This window comes from Pseudomonas japonica, from assembly GCF_013522925.1.
GTDB lineage: Bacteria > Pseudomonadota > Gammaproteobacteria > Pseudomonadales > Pseudomonadaceae > Aquipseudomonas > Aquipseudomonas japonica_A.
The window spans coordinates 177,634-202,434 of the sequence record NZ_JAAMQU010000010.1; the positions used below are offsets into that span (position 1 = coordinate 177,634).

Sequence of the window (24,801 nt, forward strand, 5' to 3'; positions counted from 1 at the left end):
ACTGGCTGGCAATCAGCGCCGCGACCACCACCGCGCTGTAACTGGCCAGGGCGAAGCAGGCGCCTTGGCGGGCGGACATCAGAATGGCCTTGGCCATGGCGCGTTCTCCGGGTTCAGATCAATGTTCGTCAGCGATCTTGTGGTTCAGTGCCGCGTAGAAGCTGGCGCTCTTTTGCAGGTAGTGCTGAGTGTAGCTCTGGCTCGAACGGCTGGTCTTGTCGTCCGCAACCGTGGCGCCGGCAGGCAAGGCTACCGAGGCGGAAATGGCGGATGCAGCGATAACGGAAAACAGATTGAAGTTCATGATGGCGTTCCTCCGGGACGTGAGTGACTGTGAGGTCAACTTACGCCCCGGAGCGTGGCGGCAGAAATTCATTGCGCCGTTATCGGGTATTACCGCTATTGATGCAGCGGTGCGAGAAACTTCAGATCGGACGGTGAATCCTGCCGATAGTGCTGAACCGTGCGCTGCAGCATGCCGGTCTTCGCGTCGCGCTCCATCACCACGATCTCGTTGCTCTTCTGGTTGGCGATCAACACAAACCGGCCGGTGGGGTCCAGCGTGAACTCACGCGGGTGATCCCCTTCGATGGAGCGCCGCTGCACGAGCTTGAGCCCGCCTTCACGGTCCACCGCATACACCACCAGTTCGTTCACCGCGCCGCGGTTGGCCACGTAGAGGAACTTGCCATCGGGCGACAAGTGCAACCCTCCGCCTGCGCCGGTGGCCGGCTGTTGGCCAGGCGCCAGGTCCAGCACCTGGGTGCGCACCAGGTTGCCGGCGCGCCATTGGAAGCTGGCCACTTGGGCCGGCATTTCCAGGGTAAGCCAGGCATGCTCGCCGCTGGCATCGAACAGCAAATGACGGGGGCCGCTGCCTGGCGGCAAGGCGACCGAAGCCGGGCTGGCCGGATTGAGCGGCGCCTGGGCGTTGCCTTGGAAGCGGTAGATGAACACTTTGTCCGCGCCCAGATCGCTGGCGTACAGGTAGCCCCGGTTGCCCACCACCGAGTGCACGTGGCCGCTGGCCTGGCGCTCGGCGTTCACCCGGCTGGGGGCGTTCTTGAACTGCTGGATCACCTCACCCAGGCTGCCGTCCTCCTTGATCGGCAGCACCGCCAGGCTCCCGCCCGGATCGGGTTGCACCGCATAGTTGGAGATGAAGAGGAATTGCTCGTCTTCGCTCAAGCTCGCATGGGTAGGCTCGTCACCCTTGGTTTCCACCTGGTTGACCAGGGTGATCTCATGGGTAGCAGGGTCGATGCGGTAACTGCTCACCTTCCCGACCGGGTCCTTCTGCCCGGGGCCGTTCTCATTGGCCACGAATAGCAGGGTCTGGGCTTTGTTCAAGGCCAGCCAAGAGGGGTTATCGGTTTTGATCACCTGCACCGGCTCGCTGGCGATCTGGCCGCTCTGGCTATCGAAGCGCAGGCGGTAAAGGCCCTGGCTGCTGGCCTGGGTGTAGGTGCCGACCAGAAGGTCGTAGGTGGTTGCACTGGCAAGGGAGGAGCCAAGGGTGGCGGCTCCGGCAAGGGTAAGCGACATCAGCACTCGCAGCATGAATGAATCCTCGTTGGAAGACCGTGACCGCGCGCAAAAGTTGAACCCCAGACTGCCTGTTGCTTATTCCTGGTCGTCATCTTCTTCGGCAGAGAAGGCTTCCAGCAAGCGTAGCCGATGATCAGCATCGGATCCGATAATTTCCCACTGGTCGATTTCTGCCACGAAGGTTGCGCTGGCCAAGGCTTCGAGGCTGAAATGCCAGCGCCGTTCCGTTCGCCCATCCATGGTGATGATGCTGAGGCCGTTGTCGCCCAGGTCGAATTCGAAGGCGTACAGGTCGTCGATGATAAGCATGTCGGCGCTGTCGAGCGCTTCGGCGAGGGAGAGGGTCATGGGGGGCTCCGCAAAGGTAGAGGGCGCATTCTACCCTTGCGGCGCGAGCGCGGCGTATGGCGCTTACAAAACCTGCACGCCCCCAGGCTGGAATACCGCTTCGGCGGGTGCGATACCGTTCACCAGCGGCTCGCCGAAGGCGTCCAGGCTGATCTCGAAATGGTCACCCGGCTGCGCCTTGATGCCATCGGCGAACGACAGCGTGGCCGTGCCGAAGAAGTGCACATGCACATCCCCGGGCCGCAGGAACTGCGCGTACTTGAAGTGGTGGTATTCCAGGTTCTCGAAACTATGGCACATGTTGGCCGCACCGCTGAGAAACTCCTTCTCCCACAGCACCTCGCCATCGCGGCGAATGCGGCTGGTGCCGGCCAAGTGCTCGGGCAGCGGCCCTACTCGCAACTCAGGGCCAAAGGCGCAAGCGCGCAGCTTGGAGTGGGCCAGGTACAGGTAGTTCTTGCGCTCCATCACATGGTCGGAAAACTCGTTGCCCAACGCATAGCCCAGGCGATACGGGCGGTGATCCGGCCCGATGACATACAACCCGGCAAGCTCGGGCTCTTCGCCGGCGTCTTCGGCGAACGGCGGCAGCGGGAATGACCCGCCCGGGCGCACCAGGATGCTGCCGTCTCCCTTATAGAACCACTCCGGCTGCACGCCCGCCTGCCCTGCCGGCGGCTTGCCCCCTTCCACACCCCACTTGAACACCTTCATGCTGTCGGTGATAGCGGCTTCATCGTTGGCCTGCTGATGCATCTTGTCCCGCGTGGAAGCGCTGCCCAGGTGGGTTAGCCCAGTGCCGGTGACCAGCACATGCGCAGTATCGGGATGGTCCAGCGGGGACAGAATGCGTTGCTCATCCAGCAGTTGCCGGTAGCTCAGGCGCTCACCCCGGCCGCAGAGTTCAGCCTGGGCCGCCAGGCTACGGCCCTCGGCGATGGCGCGCAGGGCCAGCTCACGGGTGGACTCCACGTCTGCCAGGATCTGTACCTGGTCGCCTTCTACTACACCAACGTGGCGGTTACCGGCGGCGGTTTGCAATTGTACTAAGCGCATAGCGGTCTCTCTCTACGATTCAGAGGCAGGCGAAGTCAGGGGCGGGCACTGGCGGCGAAGGCGTCCGCCGGCAGCGCGTGACGCCGCTCCAGCACCCGATAAACGATAAAGGTGAGCACCAGGCCGAACAGCATCACGCCGGTGAGGAAATACAAGCCGCTGGCGAGCTGGCCGGTGGCTTCCTTCAGGGCGCCGACCACGAACGGCCCCAGATAGCCGCCCAGGTTGCCCACAGAGTTGATCAGCGCGATCCCGGCCGCCGCACTGGCGCCAGCGAAGAACCGCCCCGGCAGCGTCCAGAACACAGCAGTGCAGGAGAACAAGGCGAACGCCACCACGCATAATGAAGCCAGCTGCAACATGGGCGCGGCAAACCAGGCAGCGCCGAACAGCCCGGCGGCGCCCAGCACATAGAGCACCGCGAGGTGGCCGTAGCGATCGTTGAAGCGGTCCGAACTACGGGGGATGATCAACAGGCCGATGATCCCGAACACATAAGGCACAGCTGACACGAACCCGGTGGTGAGGTCACTGCCGCCAAATTGTTTGATCAGCGTAGGCAACCACAGGCCAAGGCCATAAATGCTCAGGGTGACGGGCAAATAGAACAGCGCCAGCAGCAGCACCCGGAAATCTTTCAGCGCATGCAGCGGGTTGCCATGGCGGGTTTGCCCGTACTCGCGCAGGTCCTTTTCCAGTTCACCGGTGAGCCAGTTTTTTTCATCCTCGCTCAGCCAATTTACTTGGCGCGGACCATCAGGCAACCAGCGCAGCACCGGCCAGGTCAGCAGAATGGCCGGCGTGCCGATCACGATGAACAACCACTGCCAACCGTGCAGCCCCAGCACCCCTTCCATGCCTAGTAGGCCGCCAGACACGGGCCCTGTGATCATCATGGCGATGGGTTGGGAAAGAATGAACAGGCCGAGGATCTTGCCGCGATGGCGCACCGGGAACCACTGGGTGATGTAGTAGAGCACGCCCGGGAAGAAGCCCGCTTCGGCCGCGCCGAGCAGCAGGCGCATCGTATAGAAGCTGTAAGGCCCCTGGATGAATGCCATGCCAATGGTGATGGCGCCCCAGGTGATCATGATGCGGGCGAACCAGCGCCGCGCGCCGAAGCGCTCCAGCATCAGATTGCTGGGGATCTCCAACAGGAAGTAACCGATGAAGAACAGCCCTGCGCCCATGCCATAGGCAGCGTCGCCGATGCCAATGTCCGCGCCCATGTGCAGCTTGGCGAAGCCCACCGCCGAGCGGTCCACATAGGCCACCAGGTATAGCAATACAAGGAAGGGAATCAGTTTGAAGGTGATGCGGCGAATAAGCCCGAGTTCCTGGCTCATGGGTCGGTCTCCAGGTCTGTTGTTTTTATGAACCTGTCTGGAATGCGGCATTGCGGCGGTCGCCCGATCGCATGCGCTCAGTGTGTGGAGGGACTATATAGTATTACTATTTGAGCAACAAGGACTTCCCTTACGGGCCGATACAGCCTATTTTAGGGGCACTTGCTACCATTAGTCTTACAATAAGAGAGCCTGACATGTCTGAGAAGAAACCCACCCTGCGCTCGGCCCAATGGTTCGGCACCAACGACAAGAACGGCTTCATGTACCGCAGCTGGATGAAGAACCAAGGCATCGCCGATCACCAGTTCCATGGCAAGCCCATCATCGGCATCTGCAACACCTGGTCCGAGCTCACGCCGTGCAACGCACACTTCCGCCAGATCGCTGAACACGTGAAGCGTGGCGTGCTTGAAGCGGGTGGTTTTCCTGTTGAGTTCCCGGTGTTCTCCAACGGCGAGTCCAACCTTCGCCCCACTGCCATGCTTACCCGCAACCTCGCCAGCATGGACGTGGAAGAAGCGATTCGCGGCAACCCGGTAGACGGCGTGGTGTTGCTCACCGGCTGTGACAAAACCACCCCTGCCCTGCTGATGGGTGCCGCCAGCTGCGACGTGCCGGCCATCGTGGTCACCGGCGGGCCGATGCTCAACGGCAAACACAACGGCCGCGACATCGGCGCTGGCACCATTGTGTGGCAAATGCACGAAGCCTATAAAGGCGGCCTGATCGGCCTGGACGAATTCCTTTCCGCCGAGGCAGGCATGTCCCGCTCCGCTGGCACCTGCAACACCATGGGCACGGCCTCCACCATGGCGTGCATGGCGGAGTCCCTGGGCGTGTCCCTGCCCCACAACGCTGCTATTCCTGCAGTGGATTCACGCCGCTATGTGCTCGCGCACATGTCCGGCATGCGCGCAGTAGAGATGGTGAAAGAAGACCTGCGCCTGTCCAAGGTGCTCACCCGCGAAGCGTTCGAAAACGCCATCCGGGTGAACGCGGCCATTGGCGGTTCTACCAACGCGGTGATCCACCTCAAGGCCATCGCCGGCCGCATCGGCGTAGACCTGGAGCTGGACGACTGGACCCGCGTGGGCCGCGGCACCCCTACCCTGGTGGACCTGCAACCTTCCGGCCGCTTCCTGATGGAGGAGTTCTACTACGCCGGTGGCCTACCTGCCGTGCTGCGCCGCCTGGGCGAGAACAACCTGCTGCCCAACCCGGAAGCCTTGACCGTAAACGGCAAAACCCTCTGGGACAACGTGAAGGCGGCGCCGATCTATGGCCAGGACGAGGTGATCCGCGCCATCGATAACCCGCTGGTGGCCGATGGCGGCATCTGCGTACTGCGCGGCAACCTGGCGCCCAATGGCGCCGTGCTCAAGCCGTCCGCGGCAACGCCGGCGCTGATGCAACACCGTGGCCGCGCCGTAGTGTTCGAGAACTTCGAAGAGTACAAGGCGCGCATCAACGACCCGGAACTGGACGTGGACGCCACCTCCATCCTGGTGATGAAAAACTGCGGGCCCAAGGGTTACCCAGGCATGGCCGAAGTGGGCAACATGGGCCTGCCCGCCAAGCTGCTCGCCCAAGGCGTGACGGACATGGTGCGCATTTCCGATGCCCGCATGAGCGGCACCGCCTACGGCACCGTGGTGTTGCACGTAGCCCCCGAAGCCGCCGCCGGCGGGCCATTGGCCGCCGTGAAAGAAGGCGACTACATCGAACTGGACTGCGCAAGCGGCCGCCTGCACTTGGACATCAGCGACGAAGAACTGCAAGCCCGCCTGGCCGACTGGCAGCCGGAGAAAAGCAACCTCATCCCCGGCGGCTATCGCCAGCTGTACATCGAGCATGTGATGCAGGCGGATCAAGGCTGCGACTTTGACTTCCTGGTCGGGTGCAGGGGGTCGGAAGTGCCGCGGCATTCGCATTGAGGTGTAATAGGTGTAAGAAAGCCTGGTAGGAAGCGGCGCGGCCGGCCATCCGGCGAAGCTCGCGAAGACACTCGCGAGCTTCGCCCATCTTTTAGTTTTCTCGCGAAAAACCTTCCTGTCTAATCCATTAACCGATCTTCAGCGCATAGTTCTTGCGAACATGCTGGTTAATGTAGGTGGTCAAACCCGACCCTCGCTTGGCCAGCCGCTGCATTTCATGCACAGCGGCAAGGCCTGGCCGGCTGGCGTCGTACATGTACAACGCTGAACGGTCGACGAAGCGCAGGGTGATGCTGTCGGCTTCAATGAGGTAGGCAACAACGCCACTGCTGCCGTTCGGGCCACCGTAGGGGTGCATGGTGCCTGCCTGTTCTGGTGTGGGCTTGGGAGTTGGCTTGGGCTCCAGAAGTGCACGGGTGCCGTCTTCGGCGTCCTTGATGGCTCGGTTGACTTTCTTCTGCCACTTTGAGAAGTCTTCTGGTTCCACCTCCTTGGTAAACTGCCGCTGAATGGAAAGGTACTCCTCTTCCCACGCTACGCGGCTGATGTCCTGCATGTTTTGAATATATGCACTGGTTTCTTTCAAACCGCGGCCTCGGTTAGACCACATCGCCAGTTCGGCGATGAATCCAAGGTTGGGGCTTTTCCTGTTCAGCTCGCCAGGACCATTTGGATTGGCTTCAGCGGCCGTCAATGCTAGCTCTACCTGTGTCATCACCTCATCGAGCCGCTCCTCGTCTGCCTTGTCCACTAATGCTTTGTGCCGCATTAGCGCTGCGTTTACCAGGCGCATATCACCTTTCTTTTTTGTAAGCGAGACCGGACTACTCAGCGCTGTAGTATAGATAGCATCTGCCTTGGTTTTACTCAAATGATCCGCCGCCACATCGGCATCGAGGATCTTTCGAAAATATTTCTGTGCTCTCTCGTTCTTACGCGTATCGTGTTGCATATTCCCAAATGCCAGACCGCTCTTGCCAGTTGAAAGGCTCGCACTATAGGGATTTGTTGACCCCACTTCTCCGCTCTTCACTGCCAAGAATACGTATTTCTTCAAGAATTCCGCAGTCGGCGCGGCTCCGCTATCAACGGTACGATTTACGGTTTCGTCGCTCATACATGTACTTTCCTTTGATGGCAAATAAACAGACGACCTTGTCTGCTGGCCCCTAAGGTGCGCCTTTAACCTCGCATTCTTAATGCTGAAGAAATTCCCATTAGCTGATGATGACCCAGACTAATACTGGAAGCCGAGTCTAGACGCAACAGCTTGCATTACTTTACATAATGCCACTCTATCTCCACTTGTTTCGAACCAAACATCGTGTAGCAAAGCCCTGCACCTCAGGGCTTTCCACATATGGGCTACCGTGCTCAAATATCTACCACCACCGACCTGAAGCACGCACATGAAGATATTTCCGCATGTCCTTGCAGTTGCATTCTCCGCAATAGCCACCGCCAATGAACGCGAAACAACTGACTTCTATGACGATCTCAAGTATTCCTTAAATGAAGTTACCCCCGAAAACAGAGCCGCAGCGCTGAAGCCTCTGGTCGAGATCAGAGAGTTTCAACGCATCCGAGGGCTTGCGGGGAGTTGTGAAACCATTTACCACCTCACCGATACGGATGAAAAAAGCGTTGGTTACGGTTCCATTTGCAGAACTGCCCAGGAATATCTAAAAGGTTTCTTCTGCTGGGACGCAGAGGGCCGGTACTTTGGTTATGCGACCAAGTACCAAGAGGATGACCCCGACTGGATTGGAGACAGCATCCTCCATGGCTGCGGCGGAGCGATGGTGCCTGAACCGGACTACAGGCACCTCATCCCTCCCCACCAGTTGGTTGCTAGCATAGACGGATGGGCGCTGCCAGAGGTTGGATGGGGCGAGACCCGCCCGGTCAAAACCATGCTGTATTCGGACCTTGCACGGCTTGGCTTCGACATAAACCCACGATGCCAGGATATACGCCTGATATACCGGGACGGTGAGTCGAACGATCACTATGCGGCAACGTGCAAAATCGACGAGGCAAATAACACGGCCGTGCTCTGCTTCGACAATACAGGCCGGCACTTCGGCTTGTTCACCCGCCACCGCTCTACGCCCAAGTGGCCCGAACTCACCATTTACAGGTTTTGCTGGAACGGCTAAACCGGCAACCCCCTAAGCCGCTTCGCTGCCTTCCTAGACAAACCATAAAGCCCGACATGAAACTACCTTTATATCTTCTTACCATTGTGTTCTCTACATCAGTCATAGCAGAACTCGACGAGCCACCTCCTTTCTATCAGCAGCGCGGCTACACCTTGGAAAAAGTTCCGGTATCACTTAGGGCAGAGGTGCTGGCGCCCTTAAGTATGAATGAAGAGTTCAGGCGCTTACGCGGACTAAAGAGAAGTTGCGAAATCATTTATCATCTGGCCGACCCGGCAGGTCGAAGTGCCGGCTATGGCTCCATTTGTAAAACCAGTCACGAGAATGAAAAAGGCTTCTTCTGTTGGAATGCAGCGGGCCAGATCTTCGCCTACGCACGCAAGCTTTATGGGGCTGATGCACACTGGATCGGCGACAGCATTCTCCATGGCTGCGGCGGGGGGTTGGTGCCTACGGCAGAGACTGGCGACCGCATGACCGAACTTCCGGCGACAGCATTTACAGATAACTCATTGTTGCCAGAACTTGGCCTGGGCAAAAGGAGGCCGGTTCTGGCCATGCTTGAATCAGACATTGAAGACAACGGCTTTGACATATCCCTTGGCCATTGCGAAAAAATCCGCATCAGATGGCTCGGCAGAGAGAAAAATTCAGCTTACGCCGCAATTTGCCAAATTGATCAATCCGGTAAAAAGGCATTAATCTGCTTTGATAACTTTATGGGGCACTTCGGCCTGTTCACTCGGTATCAGGATACGTCCAACTGGGCGGAGCATACGATTTATGGATTTTGCTGGGGTGGCTAGGCGGGTGTGAATGGTGCGCCTACCAACAGCGCCCCCTTCGGCATCCACCCCGCTTTGCGCTATCATGCCCGCTCCGCCCGCGCAGGTATTACCCCGCCCCATGGATTACCGCAAACCCTCCGAACGCAAGAGCATGCACGCCCGTATCGTCCAGGAGCTGGGCATGCACATTGTGTCTGGCCGTTTTTCGCCGGACCAGAAGCTGCCGCCCGAGGCGTTGTTGTGTGAGGAGTATGCGGTCAGCCGGCCGGTGTTGCGCGAGGCTACCCGGGTGCTGGTGGCCAAGGGGCTGGTGTATTCGCGGCCGCGGGTGGGCACGGTAGTAAAGCCGCGCAAGGAATGGCACCTGCTGGACCCGGATGTGCTGCACTGGGTCATGCAAACCACGCCGCAGAATGAGTTCTTTGCGTTGCTCACCAGCGTGCGGGCGATCATCGAGCCGGCGGCCGCGGCGCTGGCGGCTCAGCACGCCACCCCGGAGGATGTCGCATCCATCGGCGAGGCGTATCAGCGCATGGAAGCCGCGCAAACGCCGGAAGCGCTGCTGCAGCCCGACCTGGATTTCCATAGCCGCATCGCCGATGCCACCCATAACGACCTGCTGGCGCACCTGTGCAACATGCTGTCGATGGCCCTGCGCGAGGCGCTGCGCCACTCCAACCAGCGGCCGAACCTGCATGAGCTGGCGATGCCTCGGCACAAGGCGATCCTTACCGCGATTGAAAGCCGCGATCCTTTGGGCGCGCAGCACGCGGCGCTGGTGCAACTGGACGACGCGCGCAATGCCTTGAATGTGGTATTGGGGAAGCAGTTGGGGTTGTAGCCCGCTAACTGGATAGAAAAAAGGCGCCTACTCGAGGCGCCTTTTTCACATAAGGGTTTCAGCTCACCCCAGCGGCGCCCAGAACGGGAACTGGTCCGGCACGTTGGTCTGGGATTTGGCGATGTGTTCTGCCAGGCAGCGATAGGTCCGCTGCTGCCATGTCACTTCGTCGCCGATTTCGTAATGCGTGTTCAGCGCCCACGCCGTGCCACCGCTGTCTGCCTTGGTGGTGGCGGTCACCACGTTACTTTTCGCTGACCAGCGCCCCTGCGCGTCAACTGCGATCACGGCGTACTCATAGGCCGTGCTGGGAGCGAGGCCGGCGTCGGTGTACTGGGTAGTTCCCCCGGCTACGGTCGCCACAACCCCGCCGTCACGGTACACCTCATAGTGCGCCACGTTTCCGCCAGCGGAGGCATTCCACATAAGCTGTATCGCGGTTGCCTCAGTGGCCATCACATGCAGATTGGTCGGCGCTTCTGGCGGGTTGCCTGGTTCGCCTTCGCCTTCGCCGAAGTCCAGGTCAATTACCTGATAAAACGCCATTGCCGTGTTGGCAACTTCCCATACCGCCAGCAGCACATGGTAGCCCCGGTAATCAGGCAAATGCAGGCTGTGCACGGTGGGGTCGGAAGGCGTGAGCTCTGCGCCGTACTCCCAGTAGGGTTGCCAGGTAAGCTCTACTGTATGGAAGGGTTCCTCATGGAACTGCGCCCGGGACAGCGGCGCGTCTGGGTTCCAGCCAGGCTTTGTGATGAAGTAATTCCAGCGGCGGGTGGTATGGATCGCAGAATAGCTCCAGGAAATTTCCAGCGGCTGCAGGGGCTGCACCGAATGCTTGGCCCAATGCGCGCCAGGCGCGTCCAGAATGCTCGCATTCGGGTTGCCAGCGCTGGCGATCTTGCCATCGGCAGGCGGCGCGGCGTTCACCCCGTCCTGGGGTGCCAGTGGGTCGGCGAGGCCGCTGGTGGTCAGCGGAAAGAATTTACCGGCTTCCAGGGAGTTAGGGATCGATGCATCGAAGGCATCGTGGTCTTCGCGCATGATCACCGCTCGGGAGCGGGGCGTGATCACTCGGCCGTGACGGGGCGTGGACACAGCTGTCTGGATAAAGCCTGCTTTGCGTGGCATAGCTACCTCTACGAGCATTGCTTGAAAGGACGGTCGGCCTTCAATGGCCGACTGCTCGAGAGGGTGTGGCCAGGCAGCACTGCCAACAAGCTGGCAAAGAGGTAGGTTTCTTGCGCTGTGCACTGAACACTGGCGCGCGACACAGGCGTGAGGTGCCCGGCCTGCCCCGCCAGGTTTCAGCGGGGCAAGGCCTGAAAGCGCATTGCCGTCAGTGCAACAGCGGGCCGGCTGTTGGCAGGCTGCCGCCGTTACGCCGCACTATCAGGAACCGCGCGAGCGCTGGAAGCAGCCACAGCGCGCCAAACATGTTCCACAACAGCATGAAGGTGAGCATCAACCCCATGTCGGCCTGGAACTTGATAGCCGAGAACATCCAGGTGGCCACGCCAATGGCCAGGCACAGCCCGGTGAACAGCACGGCTTTGCCGGTGGAACGCAGGGTCTGGTAATAGGCTTCCTGCAGGGGCAACCCGGCGCGTAGGAAACTGGCCAGGCGGCTGTAGATGTAAATGCCGTAATCCACGCCAATGCCCACCCCGAGGGCGATCACCGGCAGCGTGGCGACCTTCACCCCGATCCTCATGGCCGCCATCAGCGCGTTGCCCAGCACCGAAGTCAGCACCAGCGGCAGTACGATGCACAGCGTTGCCGCCAGCGAACGGAAGGTGATGAAGCACATCACCGCGACGCACAGGTATACCAGCCCGAGGATGATCAATTCGGCCGAGGCGATCACTTCGTTGGTGGCCGCTTCCACGCCAGCATTGCCCGCCGCCAGCAGGAAGGTCATGCCCTCGCGGTCGTGCTCGGCGGCGAACGCCTGCACCGTGGCGGTCACCGCCTTGAGCGTCTGCGCCTTGTGGTCATTGAGGAACACCAGTACCGGCGCCAGCGAACAATTGGCGTTGTACAGGCTGTCCGCGCGGGCGATGGAATTGTTGAGTACGTCCTGGTTGCGCGACAGGCTTTCCCATTTCAGGCTGCCCTCGTTCATGCCCTTGATCACTTGCTTGGACACGGTCACCAGCGACACGGCCGATTGCACGCCGGGCGTGGCTTCCAGGGCCCAGCTGAGGTCGTCGATGGCCGCCATTACCGGATAGCTGGAGCATTGCTCGGCGCCGGTCTTGACCATCACCACCAGCACGTCGGAACTGGTGGAGTAATGCTGGATGATGAACGCGTTGTCGCGGTTGTAGCGCGAATCGGCTCGCAATTCCGGCGCGCCTTGGTCGAGGTCGCCGATCTGCAACCGCTGGCTGTACCAGAGGCCGGCGGCGAAGGCCACCAGTGCCAGCACCAGGGATACCCGGGCAACCCGTGGGCTGGCAAAGCCGGACAGCACCCGCCAGAACCGATGGTCGCGGTGGGCATTGCGACGGCTGCGTTCTATTGCGCGGCCGCTGATGCCCGCGTAGGAAATAGCTACAGGCAACAGGATCAGGTTGGTGAACACGATCACCGCCACCCCTACCGAAGCGCCGATCGCCAGTTCCCGGATTACTCCGATATCAATCACCAGCAGTGTGATAAAGCCCACGGCGTCGGCGAGGATGGCGATCATGCCGGGCAGGAACAGCTGGCGGAAAGTGCGCCGCGCCGCGATCAAGGCGTTATCCGCATCGCCGGACTGCAAGGCGATACCGTTGATTTTCTGCACCCCATGAGAAATACCGATGGCGAAAATCAGGAACGGCACCAGCATGGAGTAAGGGTCCAGGCCAAAGCCCAACGCGTGCATCAAGCCAAGCTGCCACACCACTGCCACCAAGGTGGCCAGCAGCACTGCGACCGTGCTGCGCAGGCAGCGTGTGAAGGCCAGCAGCAGTACAAGGGTGACCAGCAGCACCACGGCGAAGAACATCACCACCATGAACAGCCCGTCGATGAGGTCGCCTACCTTTTTGGCAAACCCGACGATGTGAATCCGTACCTGGGGGTTTTGCGCCTGGTACTTGTCGCGCACCTTGTCCTCGAGGGCGTGGGACAGCTGACGGTAATCGAGCTGCACGACCGCGCTGGGGTTCTGCGGGTCGGCATAGCGCTCCAGCAGCGGCACCTCGATGATCGTGGAGCGGAAGTCATTGGCGACCATCCGCCCTACCAGCCCGGACTTGAGCACGTTGTCCCGCAGCTTGCCAAGGCTCGGGGCGGAGCCGTCGTAACCAGGAGGGATGATTTCACCGCCGGCAAAGCCTTCCTCGGTGACTTCGGTCCAGCGCACACTGGGGCTCCAGAGCGATTTGAGCCCGGCGCGGTCTACCCCGGGCAGGTAAAACAGCTCGTCGTTGATCTGCCGCAGGGTGTCCATATAGGCGGGCTGAAAGATATCGCCGTCGGTGGCTTCCACGGAAATGCGCAGGGTGTTGCCCAGGTTCGCCAGGTCGTTGCGGTGGGCCATCATGTTCTGGATGTAAGGGTGGCCCAGCGGGATCATCTTCTCGAAGCTGGTGGAGGGGCGTATCTGCAACGCCTGCCAGAACAGCATCACGCTGGTGATCAGGCACAGGCCGATGACTGCCAGGCGATGGTCGAAGATCAGCCGTTCGAGCAAGCCGGCGCGTTGGGACTCGGGCGGCGGGGGTACGGTCGCCTGGTTCATTGCACAGCCTCCCTGGTTGCGTTTGCCTCTGAGCGGCGGGCGCCGCCCTGCCCCACCAGCCACAGCTCGCCCCCCGGTGCCTCGGCTACCGCCGCCAGCGATTGCCGGTCCGGGCGAATGAACGCATTGAAGGTCGCGCCGTTATCGTTGCTGCGCAGCACCGCGCCGCCATTGCCCACGATCACCAGCCCACCGTTGCTCAGCAACGCGCCGCCTGCCAGCCCACTGTTCACCGGCGCCTGCTCTGTACCTGGGGTAACCGCTTCCCAGTTGTTGCCATCGTCGGTGGAACGCAACAGGTTGCCGCGCAAGCCGTAAATCAACACCGTGCCGGGTTCCCGGGTGGGCAGCACACCGAAGAGCGAGCCGTCATAAGGGGATTCGAGCCGTTCCCATTGTTCTCCGCCGTCGCGGGAGCGGAACAGGCTGCCCTGCTCGCCAACGATGAACAGGCTGCCATCGCCGCTGGCGCCAATGCCGTTGAGGTGCAGCTGGTCGGGGTTGTCCACGCGCTCGCTGGCATCTTCCCAATTTGCCCCACCGTCGCGGGTGGCCAACAGTTGCCCGTAGGCACCCACGGCCAAGCCGCGCTGAGCGTCGGCAAACCATACGTCCAGCAATGGCGCCTCGCGGGCGAGGTCTTCGTGCTGCAATTGCCAGTGGAGGCCGCCGTCGCTGGTGGCGAGTATCTGTGCATCGTGGCCCACCGCCCAGCCCTGCTGGGCATCGGCGAAATAAACGGCCGTCAGCAGAGCATGGGTCGGCGCTTCGGCGAGTTGCCAGTGCTCGCCCGCGGTATCGGAAAAAAGAATCTGCCCCCGGGCGCCGACCGCCACCAGCCGCTCACCTGTGTTGGTGACGTCCAGCAGCAAGCCATGAAGGGCCCGTTCAGCGGCAGCCTCGAGTGGCTTGGGTGGGTTTGCAGCTGCCGCGCAATACAGCGGGGCCAGCAATGAAAGCGCGAGCAAAAGCGTTTTCCCCATGGAGCCTTCCTTTGTTGTTGTTAGTGGCGGCCAGGAGGAGGTATAGCGCACAACCTACCCCTGCCGGGAGGCCATTCACGCTGGCGATAAGGCGAGTGCGGCCCATCGCATGGCGCGCCCTGCCGCTGAACAGGGCACGCCGTGGCGGTTACGCGAGGCTTTTGCTGACCACCTCAAACACATCGCTGGACAGCGGGCCGCTGGCCTTGATGCGCTCCAGCTCGCCTTTCATCAACGCCTGGCGCGCACCGCCGAACTTGCGCCAGCGGGTAAGCGGCGTGAGCTGGCGCGAGGCGATCTGCGGGTTGAGCGCGTTGAGCTGGATCACCAGGTCCGCCAGGAAGCGGTAGCCGCTGCCGTCGGGCGCATGGAAGTTGATGTGGTTTTGCCCGGCGAACGCGCCGATCAGTGCACGTACCTTGTTGGGGTTGCGCAGGCTGAATGCCGGATGCTCCATCAACGCCTTCACGCGCTCCAGGCCGCCAGGCAACGTGCTGGCCGCCTGCACGCTGAACCACTGGTCCATCACCAGCGGGTTGTCCTTGAAGTGCTCGGCGAAGGCTTCCAGCGCCTTGGCACGCTCGGCTTCGAATGGCGAATTCACCAGCACAGCCAGTGCGGTCAGCCGCTCGGTCATGTTGTCGCAATGGTCGTACTGTTCCAGCGCGGCCTTCAGCACTTCATCGCGCCCGCTGAGCATCAGGTAAGACAGCGCGATGTTCTGCAGGCTGCGGCGAGCGAAATGCTCGGCGCTCGCCTCGTAGGCCGTGTTGCGCGACACCTCGCGGTTGGCGCTGTAGCGGGCCCACAGCGCGTCATAAAGCTCATCGGCAATGCGCTTGCGAGCGAATTCCCGCGCGGCGTGAATGGCGTCCACGTCCGCCACTTCGCTCAACTCCATCAGGTAGGCTTCGCCTGGCAGAGAGAGCATTTCGGCGACCATGGCCTGGTCCAGGCTGTCATCCCTGAGCAGGGTGCCCAGCGCGGTGATCAGGCGAGGGTCTACTTCCAGCGGCTGGCCGGCCTGGTGTTGCCCGATCAGCTCCTGTAGCACTTGCACCGACAGCTGCTGCCCGGCATCCCAGCGATTGAAGCCGTCGCTGTCGTGCTGCATCAGGAACATCAACTGGTCGCGGTTGTAAGGGAAGCTCAGCTTGACCGGGGCGCTGAAGCCGCGAAGCAGCGATGGCAGCGGCTTTTCGGCAAGGCCGGTGAAAGTGAAGGTTTGCTCAGCCTCGGTCACGGCCAGTACGCGGGTGGTAGCGCCGGGCTCGCCTTCGCCGTGCAACTGCAGCGCAATGTCCTCGCCTCGAGCGTTGAGCAGGCCAAGCGCGACCGGGATCACGAAGGGCAGCTTTTCGGCGCTTTCCGGGGTGGCCGGGCAGCTTTGGCGGAAGGTCAGGCTGTAGGTACCTGCGCCGGTATCGTATGCCTCGCTCACCGCCAGCCGCGGCGTGCCCGCCTGGCTGTACCAGCGCTTGAACTGGGTGAGGTCCGCACCATTGGCGTCTTCCATGGCCTTGACGAAATCGTCGCAGGTCACGGCCTGGCCGTCATGCCGCTCGAAGAAGAGGTCGCTGCCCTTGCGGAAGCCTTCGGCGCCCAGCAGCGTGCGGATCATGCCTACTACTTCAGCACCCTTTTCGTACACGGTGAGGGTGTAGAAGTTGGAGATTTCCATGAAGCTTGCCGGGCGAACCGGGTGCGCCATCGGGCCGCCGTCCTCGGCGAACTGGTGTGTACGCAGGTAGGCCACGTCCTCGATGCGCTTCACCGTGGCCGAGTTCATGTCGGCCGAGAAGCCCGCGTCGCGGTAAACCGTGAAGCCTTCCTTGAGCGACAGCTGGAACCAGTCGCGGCAAGTCACGCGGTTGCCGGTCCAATTGTGGAAGTATTCGTGTGCAACCACCGCTTCGACCCGCTGGTGTGCGGCGTCGGTGGCGGTTTCGGCCTTGGCCAGCACGCAACTGGAGTTGAAGATGTTCAGGCCCTTGTTTTCCATGGCCCCCATGTTGAAGTCGTTCACGGCCACGATCATGAAGATGTCCAGGTCGTATTCACGGCCGTAGACTTCTTCATCCCAGCGCATGGACTTCTTCAGGCTGTTCATGGCGTGCTGGCATTTGTCGATGTTTTCCGGCTCGACATAAATGCGCAGGGTCACGTCCCCCTTCGTGGCGCGGGTGAACGTGTCTTCGATGCACCACAGGTCACCAGCCACCAGCGCAAACAGGTAGGCGGGCTTTTTGAACGGATCTTCCCAGGTGGCCCAGTGGCGACCGTCTTCGTCTTCGCCGCTGGCCACCGGGTTGCCGTTGGAGAGCAGAATCGGGTAACGCTGCTTGTCCGCGCTCAGGCTGGTAGTGAACCGGCTCATCACGTCCGGGCGGTCCAGGTACCAGGTGATCTTGCGGAAGCCTTCGGCTTCGCACTGGGTGCAGAACATCTTGCCGGACTTGTACAAGCCTTCCAGCGCGGTGTTGGTTTCCGGGTGAATGCGCACGCTGCTGTCCACCGTGAAGCTGGCCGCAGAGGGCTGCAGCGTGAGGTGGGTGTCGTCGATGTGATAGTCGGCGGCGCCCAGCTCGCGGTCGTCCAGCTTGAGCGACAGCAGTTCCAGCTCCTGGCCGTCGAGCACCAGCGGCGGCAAGCCTTCGCCTGCCTCGGGGTTACGCCGCATCACCAGCTGGGCGTGCACGAGGGTGTGGTCCTCGTGCAGCTCGAAGGTGAGGTGGGTTTCGTCGATCAGGTAGTCGGGGGCCTTGTAATCCTTGAGATAGATCGTTTTCGGCTGTTCTGTGCGCATGGCCTCGTCCTTCTACTGGTGCACGGCGAGCTGGTAGGCCGTGTATTTGCGAATATTGATCACGCCGGTGTCGAATATCAGGTATTGACCCTTGATGCCGGTCAGGGTGCCTTCGACCACCGGGTCCTTGTCCAGGTTGAAGCTGGTGATCTTGCCGGGGTACGCCTGCACCGGGTAGCCGATACGAACCACTTCGGCGTCGGGCAGGGGCTGGATCGCCTGCAGGCCGAAGCGTTCCTGCAACATCGTGATTCCGGCCCCGCAGCTGTCGAACAATTGCTCGCGTACCGCGATCAGGTCCACTTCGGCGGCATCGCCCTTGAGCAGGGCGCGCCAGTTGGTGCGGTCCGGTACCTGCGAGCGGAACAGGTCTTCCACCAGGCCGGACTGCTGACGCGTGGCCACACGCAGGATCGGCAGCGCCTGGCTCGCGCCCTGGTCCAACCAGCGCGTGGGCAACTGCGTGGCGCGGGTAATCCCCACCTTGATGCCGGAGCTGTTGGCCAGGTACACAATGTGATCGGTCATGCAGAACTGCTCGCCCCAGCTCGGCTCACGGCAGGTGCCGTGCTCGTAGTGGCAGCGCTCGGGGCTCATGATGCACAGGTCGCAGGCCGCCAGCTTGGTCATGCAAGGGTAGCAGTAGCCTTGGCTATAGCTGCTTTTGGTGCGCTTGCCGCAATTGGTGCAATGGATGGCCCCAAGGTATTCGAGCTTGAGGCGTTGCCCGATCAAGCCGTTGAGCGGCACTCGGGTGTCGCCGACACGCAAGTCGTAACAGGCACGGTCGTTTTCGATGCGAATGGCCATTTTGCTGACAGCGCCACGGCCCAGCTCGGTCATGGGTGTACCGATCAATGGATGGCATCCGACTTGAACAGGATATTGCCGATGGGCGCGGATTTGGAGCTGCATTCCTGCGGCCCCATGTAACCGGTGCGCTGGTCTTCGGGCAGGTTCTGCAGCTCCCAGGCGATCACCGCCTGCAACGACAGCTCCTTCTGCTCCTGGCTAAGCTTGCGGCCATCGGGCCATTTGCCGATCTCCACGGCGAGCTTGAGGCTCTCGTAGATATCGGGGGTGATGTTTTCGATCATCTCGGCGAAGGTGGTCATCGCGGTTCCAGGCTGTTCAAAGTCATGAAGTGTGAGCGAAGGTCAGGCAAGGCGAACATAGGCGAGGACGCGCAGTTTACTAGTTGTAAATGAGCATTACGACCGGGCTGGCGATCCAGCCTATGTTCAACGCAGCATCACCGAGCGCAGTCAGACTATTTTACGGCGTGCGAGGGCGCCACCCAATAGGCCACTGATACAACCTATCAATAACCCGCCCAAATGCGCTCCATTGGCAATATCGCCAAAGCCCAGCACGCTGGCCGCGCCCAGCAAACACAGGCCCAGCCAGGCCAGCATCATGATCAGCACGCCCTTGGGCATCCGATACAACGGCGAAGGCGCAAGCCAGTTGAACAGCCACAGATGCCCGAGCAGCGCGTAAAGCACGCCGGACAACCCGCCAAACAGGGCCGGGCCGCTCCACAGGTACTGGGCCAGGTTGGATACTCCGGCCGATAGCAGGGTGAGCCCAGCCAGCGCCCAGGAACCCTGCCGCCACTCGATCCGCCGGCCGAGTTCCCAGAACCACAGGCCATTCATGGTCAGGTGGAGGATGCCGAAATGGATGAAGATCGGGCTCACCAGCCGCCACCACTGCCCCGCTTCGAGGGTTTCGATCCAGGGCACGAACCAGGCGTAGTCTCCTTGCTGGTGGAAATCCACGAAGGTCAGCCAATGCAGCGGCTCCAGGTTTTCCCCTAGCAGGCTGATGGCTGCAACGATCAGGCAGATGAGCAGCACGCCCGTGGTGACAGGGCTGGCGCGCAGTTGCCGCCAGGCGCCGGCGGCGCGGCCTGGCCCGGGCAAACCGGGCGGCGCTGTGCTTGGGGCGTTGTCGCCATCCGGGTAGCGCTCGTGAAGCACGCGAACCTGCTCGGCCATGTGCTCGGTGGGCACCCAGAGCACTTGCTCGTGGCCCTCTTCGGTTACCCGATGCGGCACTTGCAGCCGGCGCAGCAGGCGAACGAAGCCGCCCAGATCATGGGTAACAGGCAGGCGCAGCGCGGGAACCGGCTTCAATGGGCAGGCTCCGGCCGGGTGACATCCACCCACACGAACTTGGCGGGGTCGAGCACGGTTTCGTCATCCAGGCGATACGCGACCATCTTGCCGTAAAGCACCGCGCTGTAATCCAGGCACGCCAGGTTGGGGCGGATCGGCGCTGGATCACCGCTGCGCCAGTAGTGGCCTACGAACAACAAAGGCTCGTGCGGGCCGTAGCGCAGCAGCGCACGCTTGTCCCCCGGGCTCAATGGCCTGCGGGCAACGGCGTCAGGCAGCGCATCGGGCTGGAACACCACATCCCCATAGGTTTGCGGGTCGTCTTCCCAGAACTTGGTACGGAAGAAGGCACGGGTAAGGCCGTCCCCGCCGGTGATGGCCATCCCATCGGGCAGGCGCATGTCGGTGCCACGCAGCAGGCGATCGAAGACGGTCGCGGCAAAGCTGCCGGATACGCTTGAGGCCTGCACGAAATGCGCATCCACCCGGCCATCAGGGAAGGCTTGGCGCAGCGGCGTGATGAGGTTGCTGTCCCAGCAGGCATGCACCAGGCGGAACCGCCCTGCATCCACGAACAAAGGCATTTGATAGAACCACTCGAGAAAATCTTCCCAGTCGCCTGGGTGATGCTCGAACTGGTCCAGCGTTGCCTGGATCAGCCGCTGGTGGCGCGGCGTATGTTCACGCACGTAGGCTTTGCCTGATCCCGGCAGTGCGGGGGTAACCCAGCCCAGCGCATTGAATTCGTGGTTGCCCATGATGCACCACGCCTGCCCGGCTTCCACCATGTCATGCACGATGTGCAAGGCCTCGCGGATGCGCGGGCCGCGGTCAATGATGTCGCCGAGGAACACTGCCTGGCGTTGCGGGTGGCGCCATACCCCGCCCTGGCGCCGGTAGCCCAGGGTATCGAGCAGGTGTTCCAGGGTGTGTGCGCAGCCGTGTACGTCGCCGATCAGGTCGTACCTTCGGGAAGGGTCGAGCATCACTCGCCTCCGCCGCCGAGTTTGCTGCCCCAGCCGAGCTTGGTGCGGCACACCTCGTAGTAGTTGTGATCCAGCGGGTGGATCAGGCGAAGCTTCTGCGGTTTCTTCTTCACCGTCACGGTGTCGCCCGGGGCGCAGGTAAAGTGGTTCTGCCCGTCACAGGACACCTGCGGGTAGATGGTCATGTCCTTGGCCACCACGATCTTCAGCTCGCTGTTGCCATCCACCACGATGGGCCGGCCCGACAGTGTATGGGGATACATGGGCACGATCACGATGGCATCGAGCTTGGGGTGCATGATCGGGCCACCGGCCGACAGCGCATAGGCCGTGGAGCCGGTGGGGGTGGCCACGATCAGGCCGTCGGCCTTCTGGCTGCACACGAACTGGCCGTCGATATAGATCTCGAATTCGATCATCCGGGTGGATTTGCCGGGGTGAAGCACCACGTCGTTGAGGGCGTCTCCCTGGCCGATGGCCTCGCCATGGCGGCGCACTTCGGCCTCCAGCAGGAAGCGGCTTTCGACCAGGTAGTGCCCATCGAGCACCTCGGCTACCTTCACCTCAAGCTCGTCGGGGCGGATGTCGGTAAGGAAGCCAAGGCTGCCGCGGTTTACACCCAGCACCGGGATGTGGTGGCGGGCCAATGCCCGAGCCGCGCCCAGCAGGCTGCCGTCGCCGCCCACCACAATCACCAGGTCGCACACCTCACCCAGCATCTTGCGGGTAGAGGTTTGCAGGCCGTGCCCGGGGAGCACTTCGGCGATGGTATCTTCCAGGATCACGTGCAGGTGCCGTTCCACCAGAAACTTCTTCAGCCGGCGGATAGTGTCGAGCACCTGCGTGCTGCCCAGGCGGCCGATGATACCGATATTACGAAACTGCTCCATGGGGCTCCCGGTGGTCTGGTGGGGCAAAGCAGCGATTATGGGCCAAAGCGCCGGGCCAGACAAAAGCATACGGCCGAAGTTGCAAGGGATGAAAACCGCTCCAGCGTCTATGCTGCGCAAATGAACCCTTTCGCCTCGCTTGTCGACCTTCCTCGCCTGCTGCACCGCCCTGCAGTGCGCGACCTTGCCTGGGTACTCACTTCGCCAGCCATGCTGAGCCAGGCGCCCTGGGCCCAGCGCCATCCGTTACAGGGCAGCGAGTGGGCCGACGCGCCGGAGCTGATGGCCCGCTGGCTACGGCTGCTCGACCGTGACGATACTGCTTTGAGCGATTGGCTGGCTGTGAGTTCGAATCACCGCCTGGGCCTTTACTATGAACGTTTGTGGCAGTTCGCCCTGCGCGAGGCGCCGGGCGTGGAACTGCTGGCGGCCAACCTGCCCGTACGCGAGAGTGGCCATACCCTTGGGGAAATGGACGCCATCCTGCGGGACCATGAAGGGTTGCACCACGTTGAACTGGCCGTGAAGTTCTATCTGGGCCGTGATGACACCAGCGGCGAGAACACCGCAGACTGGCTTGGCCCCGGCCGCGATGACCGCCTGGACCGCAAGCTGCTGCACCTGAGCAGCCATCAGTTGCCGCTCTCGAACCAGCCGGCGGCCCGCCAACGGCTGGCGGCGCTCGGGCTATCGGCGCCGGAGCCCTGGCTGTGGCTGGGTGGTTACCTCTTCTACCCTTGGCATGCCCATGGCGAGCCACCGGCAGGCGCCAACCCGGAACATCTGCGCGGGGACTGGCTGCATCGCTGCCAATGGCCAGCGATGGCCGCCAATGCCCACGGATACTGGCAACCCCTGCCCCGCGCCCGCTGGCTGGCACCGGCGCGGTGTCTTACGGCAGAGCTGTGGGACACCTTTACCTTACAGCACTGGCTGGATGAGCTCCCAGCCGATGCCCCCGCACAACTGCTCGTACGTATGGTGCCCCAGGGCGAATATGCCCACGAGGCCCAGCGGCTGTTTCTGGTCAGCGATGGCTGGCCAGCGCTGCGCGCCTGATCTGCCCCAGGCCGCGCCCTGCTCTACTACCTGCGCAGCGCCAGGCAACATGCCACGCCCACCAGCCCCATCAACACGCTATAACCCACCATCACCCATGGGCTCCAGGGCACCAGGGCCAGCAATGCCAGCGGCGTGAGGCTGGCCCACAGCGCATAGGCCAGGTTGTAGGTGAGGGAAATACCCGACACCCGCACCTCTGGCGGGAACAGCCCTACCATCACCGCCGGCACCACGCCCACCACGCCACTGCACAATCCCGCGACGGCGTAGGCCAGGCCCGGGCTGCCGAGGCCCAGCACCAAGGTGCCGTACAGCACGGTCGTACCCACGGGTAGCAGCACGCTGTACACCAGCAAGGCTCGCCAGGCGCCGATGCGATCCACCAGCAACCCTGCCAATAGGCAGCCGATATTCAACGCCACGATGCCCAAGGCGCTCAGCCCGAAGGTATCGGCAGGGCTCAAACCAAAGCGCTGCTGCATCAAGGTAGGCGTAAGCACCACGAGAATGACCACCGCCGTAGTCAATACGCAGGTCAGCACGACAGCTGGCAACAAGCTTGCCCGGTGCGCCTTCAATACCTTGGCCAGCGGTAGTGTGGTACCGGCGGCCTGCCGCTCGCGCATCGCCAGGAACACCGGGGTCTCGCTCAGCAGGCGGCGTAGCCACACGCCGATGATGCCGAACAGCCCGCCCAGCAAAAACGGTAAGCGCCAGCCGTACTCAAGCATCTGCTCGGGGCTGAGTGTACGTGCCATGGCCGTGGCCACCAGCGCACCCAGCAGGTAGCCAAAGGTCAGCCCTGCCTGGAGAAACCCCAGGGCATAGCCGCGCCGAGCCGGCGGCACATGCTCGGCCACGAACACCCAGGCACTGGGCACCTCACCCCCTACCGCTGCGCCTTGAAGCACCCGCAGTGCCAGCAGCGTAAGCGGGGCCCAGTAGCCGATCTGCGCATACACCGGGATCACTCCGATGATCAGGCACGGCAGCGCCATCATCAGGATGCTGAGGCTGAACACACGCTTGCGCCCCAGCCGGTCGGCGTAGTGCGCCATGACCAGCCCGCCGAGGGGCCGCGCCAGGTAGCCCGTGGCGAAGATCCCGAAGCTTTGGAACAGCCTCAGCCACTCGGGCATTTCAGGCGGGAAAAATACCTTCGACAACGTGAGCGCGAAGAACACGAAGATGATGAAATCGTAGATCTCCAACGCGCCACCAAGCGCTGCCAGGCCAAGGGTTTTGTGGTCCGCTCGCGACAAGGAAGCGGGCCGATTCGCAACAGGGGCAATTTCCATAAAGGTCTCGATATGGGGCCACTTCCCTGTGGCGTTCGCTGAAGCGCCATGCGCAATAAGGCGCGCAGGATAACAAACCGGCCGCCAATTGGCGGCTTGCTTAATATTTCGGCCGTAATATGATCAGCCCGAACCCCATCGCAAGGAACTGCCCCATGACCGATCAAGCGCACCAGGAAACGCTGGAGCAATGGCTCGCCCAAGCCCAGGCCGTGCAGGAGCGGCTAGGCGCGCCCGGCATCATCAGCCTCGCGCAGGCCAGCGCCTTGTCCCCGCAAGCCTTTTTCGAACGGATCGCCGCAGGAGAATTGCCTTCCCCGCCGATCGGTGAGCTGGTGGGGTTCGTGCCAATAGAATGGGGCGAAGGGCGGTTCGTGTTCCAAGGCACGCCCGAGGAGCGCCATTACAACCCGCTGGGCAGTGTGCATGGGGGCTATGCCGCTACCCTGCTGGATTCCTGCATGGGCTGTGCAATCCATACCCGGCTGCAGCAAGGCCAGGGCTACACCACCATGGAACTGCGGGTGAGCTACGTACGGGCGCTTACCGCCGCCACCGGGCCGGTGCGTGCCATCGGCACTGTGGTGCACGTCGGCCGGTCGTCCGCGCTGGCCGAAGGGCGCATCGTGGATGTGCAAGGGAGGCTATATGCCACCGCCAGCACAACCTGCATGATCCTTTCAGCCCGTTAATTATTGTCAGCACCGGGTGGCGCATTTCAGCCCACCCGGCCACTTTTTTAAGCTTAAACGTCCAATATCGTTTGACATATTTTACAGGCTTGGCAGACTTCCGCTCCGTGCCCACCGAGGCTTTCGCGCCCCGGCTACGTGCCAACAAAAATAAACAGCCATTCGCGGTGCCGCCTCCTGCCGGGTCGCGACACTGGCCGAACCC

22 protein-coding genes are annotated in these 24,801 nt (G+C 62.0%); 6 read left to right on the forward strand and 16 right to left on the reverse strand.

Annotated elements, in window-relative coordinates; genetic code table 11:
- Positions 1-118 precede the first annotated feature (118 nt).
- The 5 genes from G7016_RS17135 to G7016_RS17155 all read right to left on the reverse strand — a co-directional run bounded on the left by G7016_RS17135 (position 119) and on the right by G7016_RS17155 (position 4,298).
- On the reverse strand, positions 119-304 hold the full coding sequence (locus tag G7016_RS17135; protein WP_181116827.1) for a hypothetical protein: 186 nt from the start codon (positions 302-304) through the stop codon (positions 119-121).
- Between the two features lie 95 nt (positions 305-399).
- A complete protein-coding gene (locus tag G7016_RS17140) occupies positions 400-1,560 on the reverse strand; it encodes a lactonase family protein (RefSeq protein WP_181116829.1) in 1,161 nt (386 codons plus the stop codon).
- A gap of 63 nt (positions 1,561-1,623) precedes the next feature.
- Positions 1,624-1,896 carry a DUF5629 family protein gene (locus G7016_RS17145; protein WP_181116831.1) on the reverse strand — a complete coding sequence of 91 codons (273 nt, stop codon included), beginning with the start codon at positions 1,894-1,896 and terminating at the stop codon, positions 1,624-1,626.
- 63 nt (positions 1,897-1,959) lie between these two features.
- Complete coding sequence (gene araD1, locus G7016_RS17150) at positions 1,960-2,952, reverse strand: AraD1 family protein (protein WP_181116833.1); 993 nt, start codon at positions 2,950-2,952, stop codon at positions 1,960-1,962.
- 35 nt (positions 2,953-2,987) lie between these two features.
- Positions 2,988-4,298, reverse strand: coding sequence for an MFS transporter (locus G7016_RS17155; protein WP_181116835.1), 1,311 nt, complete (start codon positions 4,296-4,298; stop codon positions 2,988-2,990).
- 197 nt (positions 4,299-4,495) lie between these two features.
- Here G7016_RS17155 and G7016_RS17160 point away from each other — a divergent pair, with 197 nt between their 5' ends.
- Positions 4,496-6,235, forward strand: a complete 1,740-nt coding sequence (locus G7016_RS17160; protein ID WP_181116837.1) for an IlvD/Edd family dehydratase — start codon at positions 4,496-4,498, stop codon at positions 6,233-6,235.
- A gap of 127 nt (positions 6,236-6,362) precedes the next feature.
- Here the strand turns inward: G7016_RS17160 and G7016_RS25180 are convergent, their stop codons facing one another.
- Complete coding sequence (locus G7016_RS25180; protein WP_258195225.1) at positions 6,363-7,352, reverse strand: hypothetical protein; 990 nt, start codon at positions 7,350-7,352, stop codon at positions 6,363-6,365.
- A 292-nt stretch (positions 7,353-7,644) separates the two neighbouring features.
- Here G7016_RS25180 and G7016_RS17170 point away from each other — a divergent pair, with 292 nt between their 5' ends.
- The 3 genes from G7016_RS17170 to G7016_RS17180 all read left to right on the forward strand — a co-directional run bounded on the left by G7016_RS17170 (position 7,645) and on the right by G7016_RS17180 (position 10,026).
- Positions 7,645-8,394 carry a hypothetical protein gene (locus G7016_RS17170; RefSeq protein ID WP_181116839.1) on the forward strand — a complete coding sequence of 250 codons (750 nt, stop codon included), beginning with the start codon at positions 7,645-7,647 and terminating at the stop codon, positions 8,392-8,394.
- Between the two features lie 56 nt (positions 8,395-8,450).
- A complete protein-coding gene (locus G7016_RS17175) occupies positions 8,451-9,203 on the forward strand; it encodes a hypothetical protein (RefSeq protein WP_181116842.1) in 753 nt (250 codons plus the stop codon).
- A gap of 100 nt (positions 9,204-9,303) precedes the next feature.
- A complete protein-coding gene (locus G7016_RS17180; RefSeq protein ID WP_181116959.1) occupies positions 9,304-10,026 on the forward strand; it encodes a FadR/GntR family transcriptional regulator in 723 nt (240 codons plus the stop codon).
- Positions 10,027-10,089: 63 nt separating this feature from the next.
- Here G7016_RS17180 and G7016_RS17185 read toward each other — a convergent pair whose 3' ends face one another.
- From G7016_RS17185 to G7016_RS17225, 9 genes are all read right to left on the reverse strand, one after another.
- Positions 10,090-11,157, reverse strand: coding sequence for a lytic polysaccharide monooxygenase (locus G7016_RS17185; protein ID WP_181116850.1), 1,068 nt, complete (start codon positions 11,155-11,157; stop codon positions 10,090-10,092).
- A gap of 208 nt (positions 11,158-11,365) precedes the next feature.
- The gene (locus tag G7016_RS17190; RefSeq protein ID WP_181116852.1) at positions 11,366-13,759 is read right to left on the reverse strand and encodes an efflux RND transporter permease subunit; all 2,394 of its coding nucleotides are present in this window, start codon (positions 13,757-13,759) and stop codon (positions 11,366-11,368) included.
- A complete protein-coding gene (locus G7016_RS17195; protein ID WP_181116854.1) occupies positions 13,756-14,742 on the reverse strand; it encodes a WD40/YVTN/BNR-like repeat-containing protein in 987 nt (328 codons plus the stop codon). The genes G7016_RS17190 and G7016_RS17195 overlap by 4 nt, the downstream gene beginning before the upstream one ends.
- A gap of 148 nt (positions 14,743-14,890) precedes the next feature.
- A complete protein-coding gene (gene pepN, locus G7016_RS17200) occupies positions 14,891-17,548 on the reverse strand; it encodes an aminopeptidase N (protein ID WP_181116856.1) in 2,658 nt (885 codons plus the stop codon).
- 12 nt (positions 17,549-17,560) lie between these two features.
- Positions 17,561-18,391 carry a DUF2797 domain-containing protein gene (locus G7016_RS17205; RefSeq protein WP_181116858.1) on the reverse strand — a complete coding sequence of 277 codons (831 nt, stop codon included), beginning with the start codon at positions 18,389-18,391 and terminating at the stop codon, positions 17,561-17,563.
- An 11-nt stretch (positions 18,392-18,402) separates the two neighbouring features.
- The gene (locus G7016_RS17210) at positions 18,403-18,663 is read right to left on the reverse strand and encodes a YeaC family protein (protein WP_181116860.1); all 261 of its coding nucleotides are present in this window, start codon (positions 18,661-18,663) and stop codon (positions 18,403-18,405) included.
- Positions 18,664-18,813: 150 nt separating this feature from the next.
- Entirely contained in the window at positions 18,814-19,686 is an 873-nt protein-coding gene (locus G7016_RS17215; protein ID WP_181116866.1) for a rhomboid family intramembrane serine protease, read from the reverse strand.
- Positions 19,683-20,654, reverse strand: coding sequence for a metallophosphoesterase (locus tag G7016_RS17220; RefSeq protein WP_181116868.1), 972 nt, complete (start codon positions 20,652-20,654; stop codon positions 19,683-19,685). The genes G7016_RS17215 and G7016_RS17220 overlap by 4 nt, the downstream gene beginning before the upstream one ends.
- Entirely contained in the window at positions 20,654-21,544 is an 891-nt protein-coding gene (locus G7016_RS17225) for an NAD(+) kinase (protein ID WP_181116870.1), read from the reverse strand. The genes G7016_RS17220 and G7016_RS17225 overlap by 1 nt, the downstream gene beginning before the upstream one ends.
- Before the next feature lie 120 nt (positions 21,545-21,664).
- Between G7016_RS17225 and G7016_RS17230 the strand changes: the two genes are divergently transcribed.
- Positions 21,665-22,603, forward strand: a complete 939-nt coding sequence (locus tag G7016_RS17230; protein WP_181116872.1) for a DUF1853 family protein — start codon at positions 21,665-21,667, stop codon at positions 22,601-22,603.
- Positions 22,604-22,629: 26 nt separating this feature from the next.
- On the opposite strand, the gene G7016_RS17235 is transcribed toward G7016_RS17230, so the two are convergent.
- On the reverse strand, positions 22,630-23,904 hold the full coding sequence (locus G7016_RS17235; RefSeq protein ID WP_181116874.1) for an MFS transporter: 1,275 nt from the start codon (positions 23,902-23,904) through the stop codon (positions 22,630-22,632).
- A 155-nt stretch (positions 23,905-24,059) separates the two neighbouring features.
- On the opposite strand from G7016_RS17235, the gene G7016_RS17240 reads away from it, so the two are divergent.
- Complete coding sequence (locus G7016_RS17240) at positions 24,060-24,596, forward strand: PaaI family thioesterase (protein WP_181116875.1); 537 nt, start codon at positions 24,060-24,062, stop codon at positions 24,594-24,596.
- The last annotated feature ends 205 nt before the right edge of the window (positions 24,597-24,801 follow it).

Bases quoted from the DNA above. Each gene is read 5' to 3' on its own strand.
- G7016_RS17135 (WP_181116827.1), bottom strand. From the start codon at position 304: ATGAACTTCAATCTGTTTTCCGTTATCGCTGCATCCGCCATTTCCGCC.
- G7016_RS17140 (WP_181116829.1), bottom strand. From the start codon at position 1,560: ATGCTGCGAGTGCTGATGTCGCTTACCCTTGCCGGAGCCGCCACCCTT.
- G7016_RS17145 (WP_181116831.1), bottom strand. From the start codon at position 1,896: ATGACCCTCTCCCTCGCCGAAGCGCTCGACAGCGCCGACATGCTTATC.
- araD1 (WP_181116833.1), bottom strand. From the start codon at position 2,952: ATGCGCTTAGTACAATTGCAAACCGCCGCCGGTAACCGCCACGTTGGT.
- G7016_RS17155 (WP_181116835.1), bottom strand. From the start codon at position 4,298: ATGAGCCAGGAACTCGGGCTTATTCGCCGCATCACCTTCAAACTGATT.
- G7016_RS17160 (WP_181116837.1), top strand. From the start codon at position 4,496: ATGTCTGAGAAGAAACCCACCCTGCGCTCGGCCCAATGGTTCGGCACC.
- G7016_RS25180 (WP_258195225.1), bottom strand. From the start codon at position 7,352: ATGAGCGACGAAACCGTAAATCGTACCGTTGATAGCGGAGCCGCGCCG.
- G7016_RS17170 (WP_181116839.1), top strand. From the start codon at position 7,645: ATGAAGATATTTCCGCATGTCCTTGCAGTTGCATTCTCCGCAATAGCC.
- G7016_RS17175 (WP_181116842.1), top strand. From the start codon at position 8,451: ATGAAACTACCTTTATATCTTCTTACCATTGTGTTCTCTACATCAGTC.
- G7016_RS17180 (WP_181116959.1), top strand. From the start codon at position 9,304: ATGGATTACCGCAAACCCTCCGAACGCAAGAGCATGCACGCCCGTATC.
- G7016_RS17185 (WP_181116850.1), bottom strand. From the start codon at position 11,157: ATGCCACGCAAAGCAGGCTTTATCCAGACAGCTGTGTCCACGCCCCGT.
- G7016_RS17190 (WP_181116852.1), bottom strand. From the start codon at position 13,759: ATGAACCAGGCGACCGTACCCCCGCCGCCCGAGTCCCAACGCGCCGGC.
- G7016_RS17195 (WP_181116854.1), bottom strand. From the start codon at position 14,742: ATGGGGAAAACGCTTTTGCTCGCGCTTTCATTGCTGGCCCCGCTGTAT.
- pepN (WP_181116856.1), bottom strand. From the start codon at position 17,548: ATGCGCACAGAACAGCCGAAAACGATCTATCTCAAGGATTACAAGGCC.
- G7016_RS17205 (WP_181116858.1), bottom strand. From the start codon at position 18,391: ATGACCGAGCTGGGCCGTGGCGCTGTCAGCAAAATGGCCATTCGCATC.
- G7016_RS17210 (WP_181116860.1), bottom strand. From the start codon at position 18,663: ATGACCACCTTCGCCGAGATGATCGAAAACATCACCCCCGATATCTAC.
- G7016_RS17220 (WP_181116868.1), bottom strand. From the start codon at position 20,654: ATGCTCGACCCTTCCCGAAGGTACGACCTGATCGGCGACGTACACGGC.
- G7016_RS17225 (WP_181116870.1), bottom strand. From the start codon at position 21,544: ATGGAGCAGTTTCGTAATATCGGTATCATCGGCCGCCTGGGCAGCACG.
- G7016_RS17230 (WP_181116872.1), top strand. From the start codon at position 21,665: ATGAACCCTTTCGCCTCGCTTGTCGACCTTCCTCGCCTGCTGCACCGC.
- G7016_RS17235 (WP_181116874.1), bottom strand. From the start codon at position 23,904: ATGGAAATTGCCCCTGTTGCGAATCGGCCCGCTTCCTTGTCGCGAGCG.
- G7016_RS17240 (WP_181116875.1), top strand. From the start codon at position 24,060: ATGACCGATCAAGCGCACCAGGAAACGCTGGAGCAATGGCTCGCCCAA.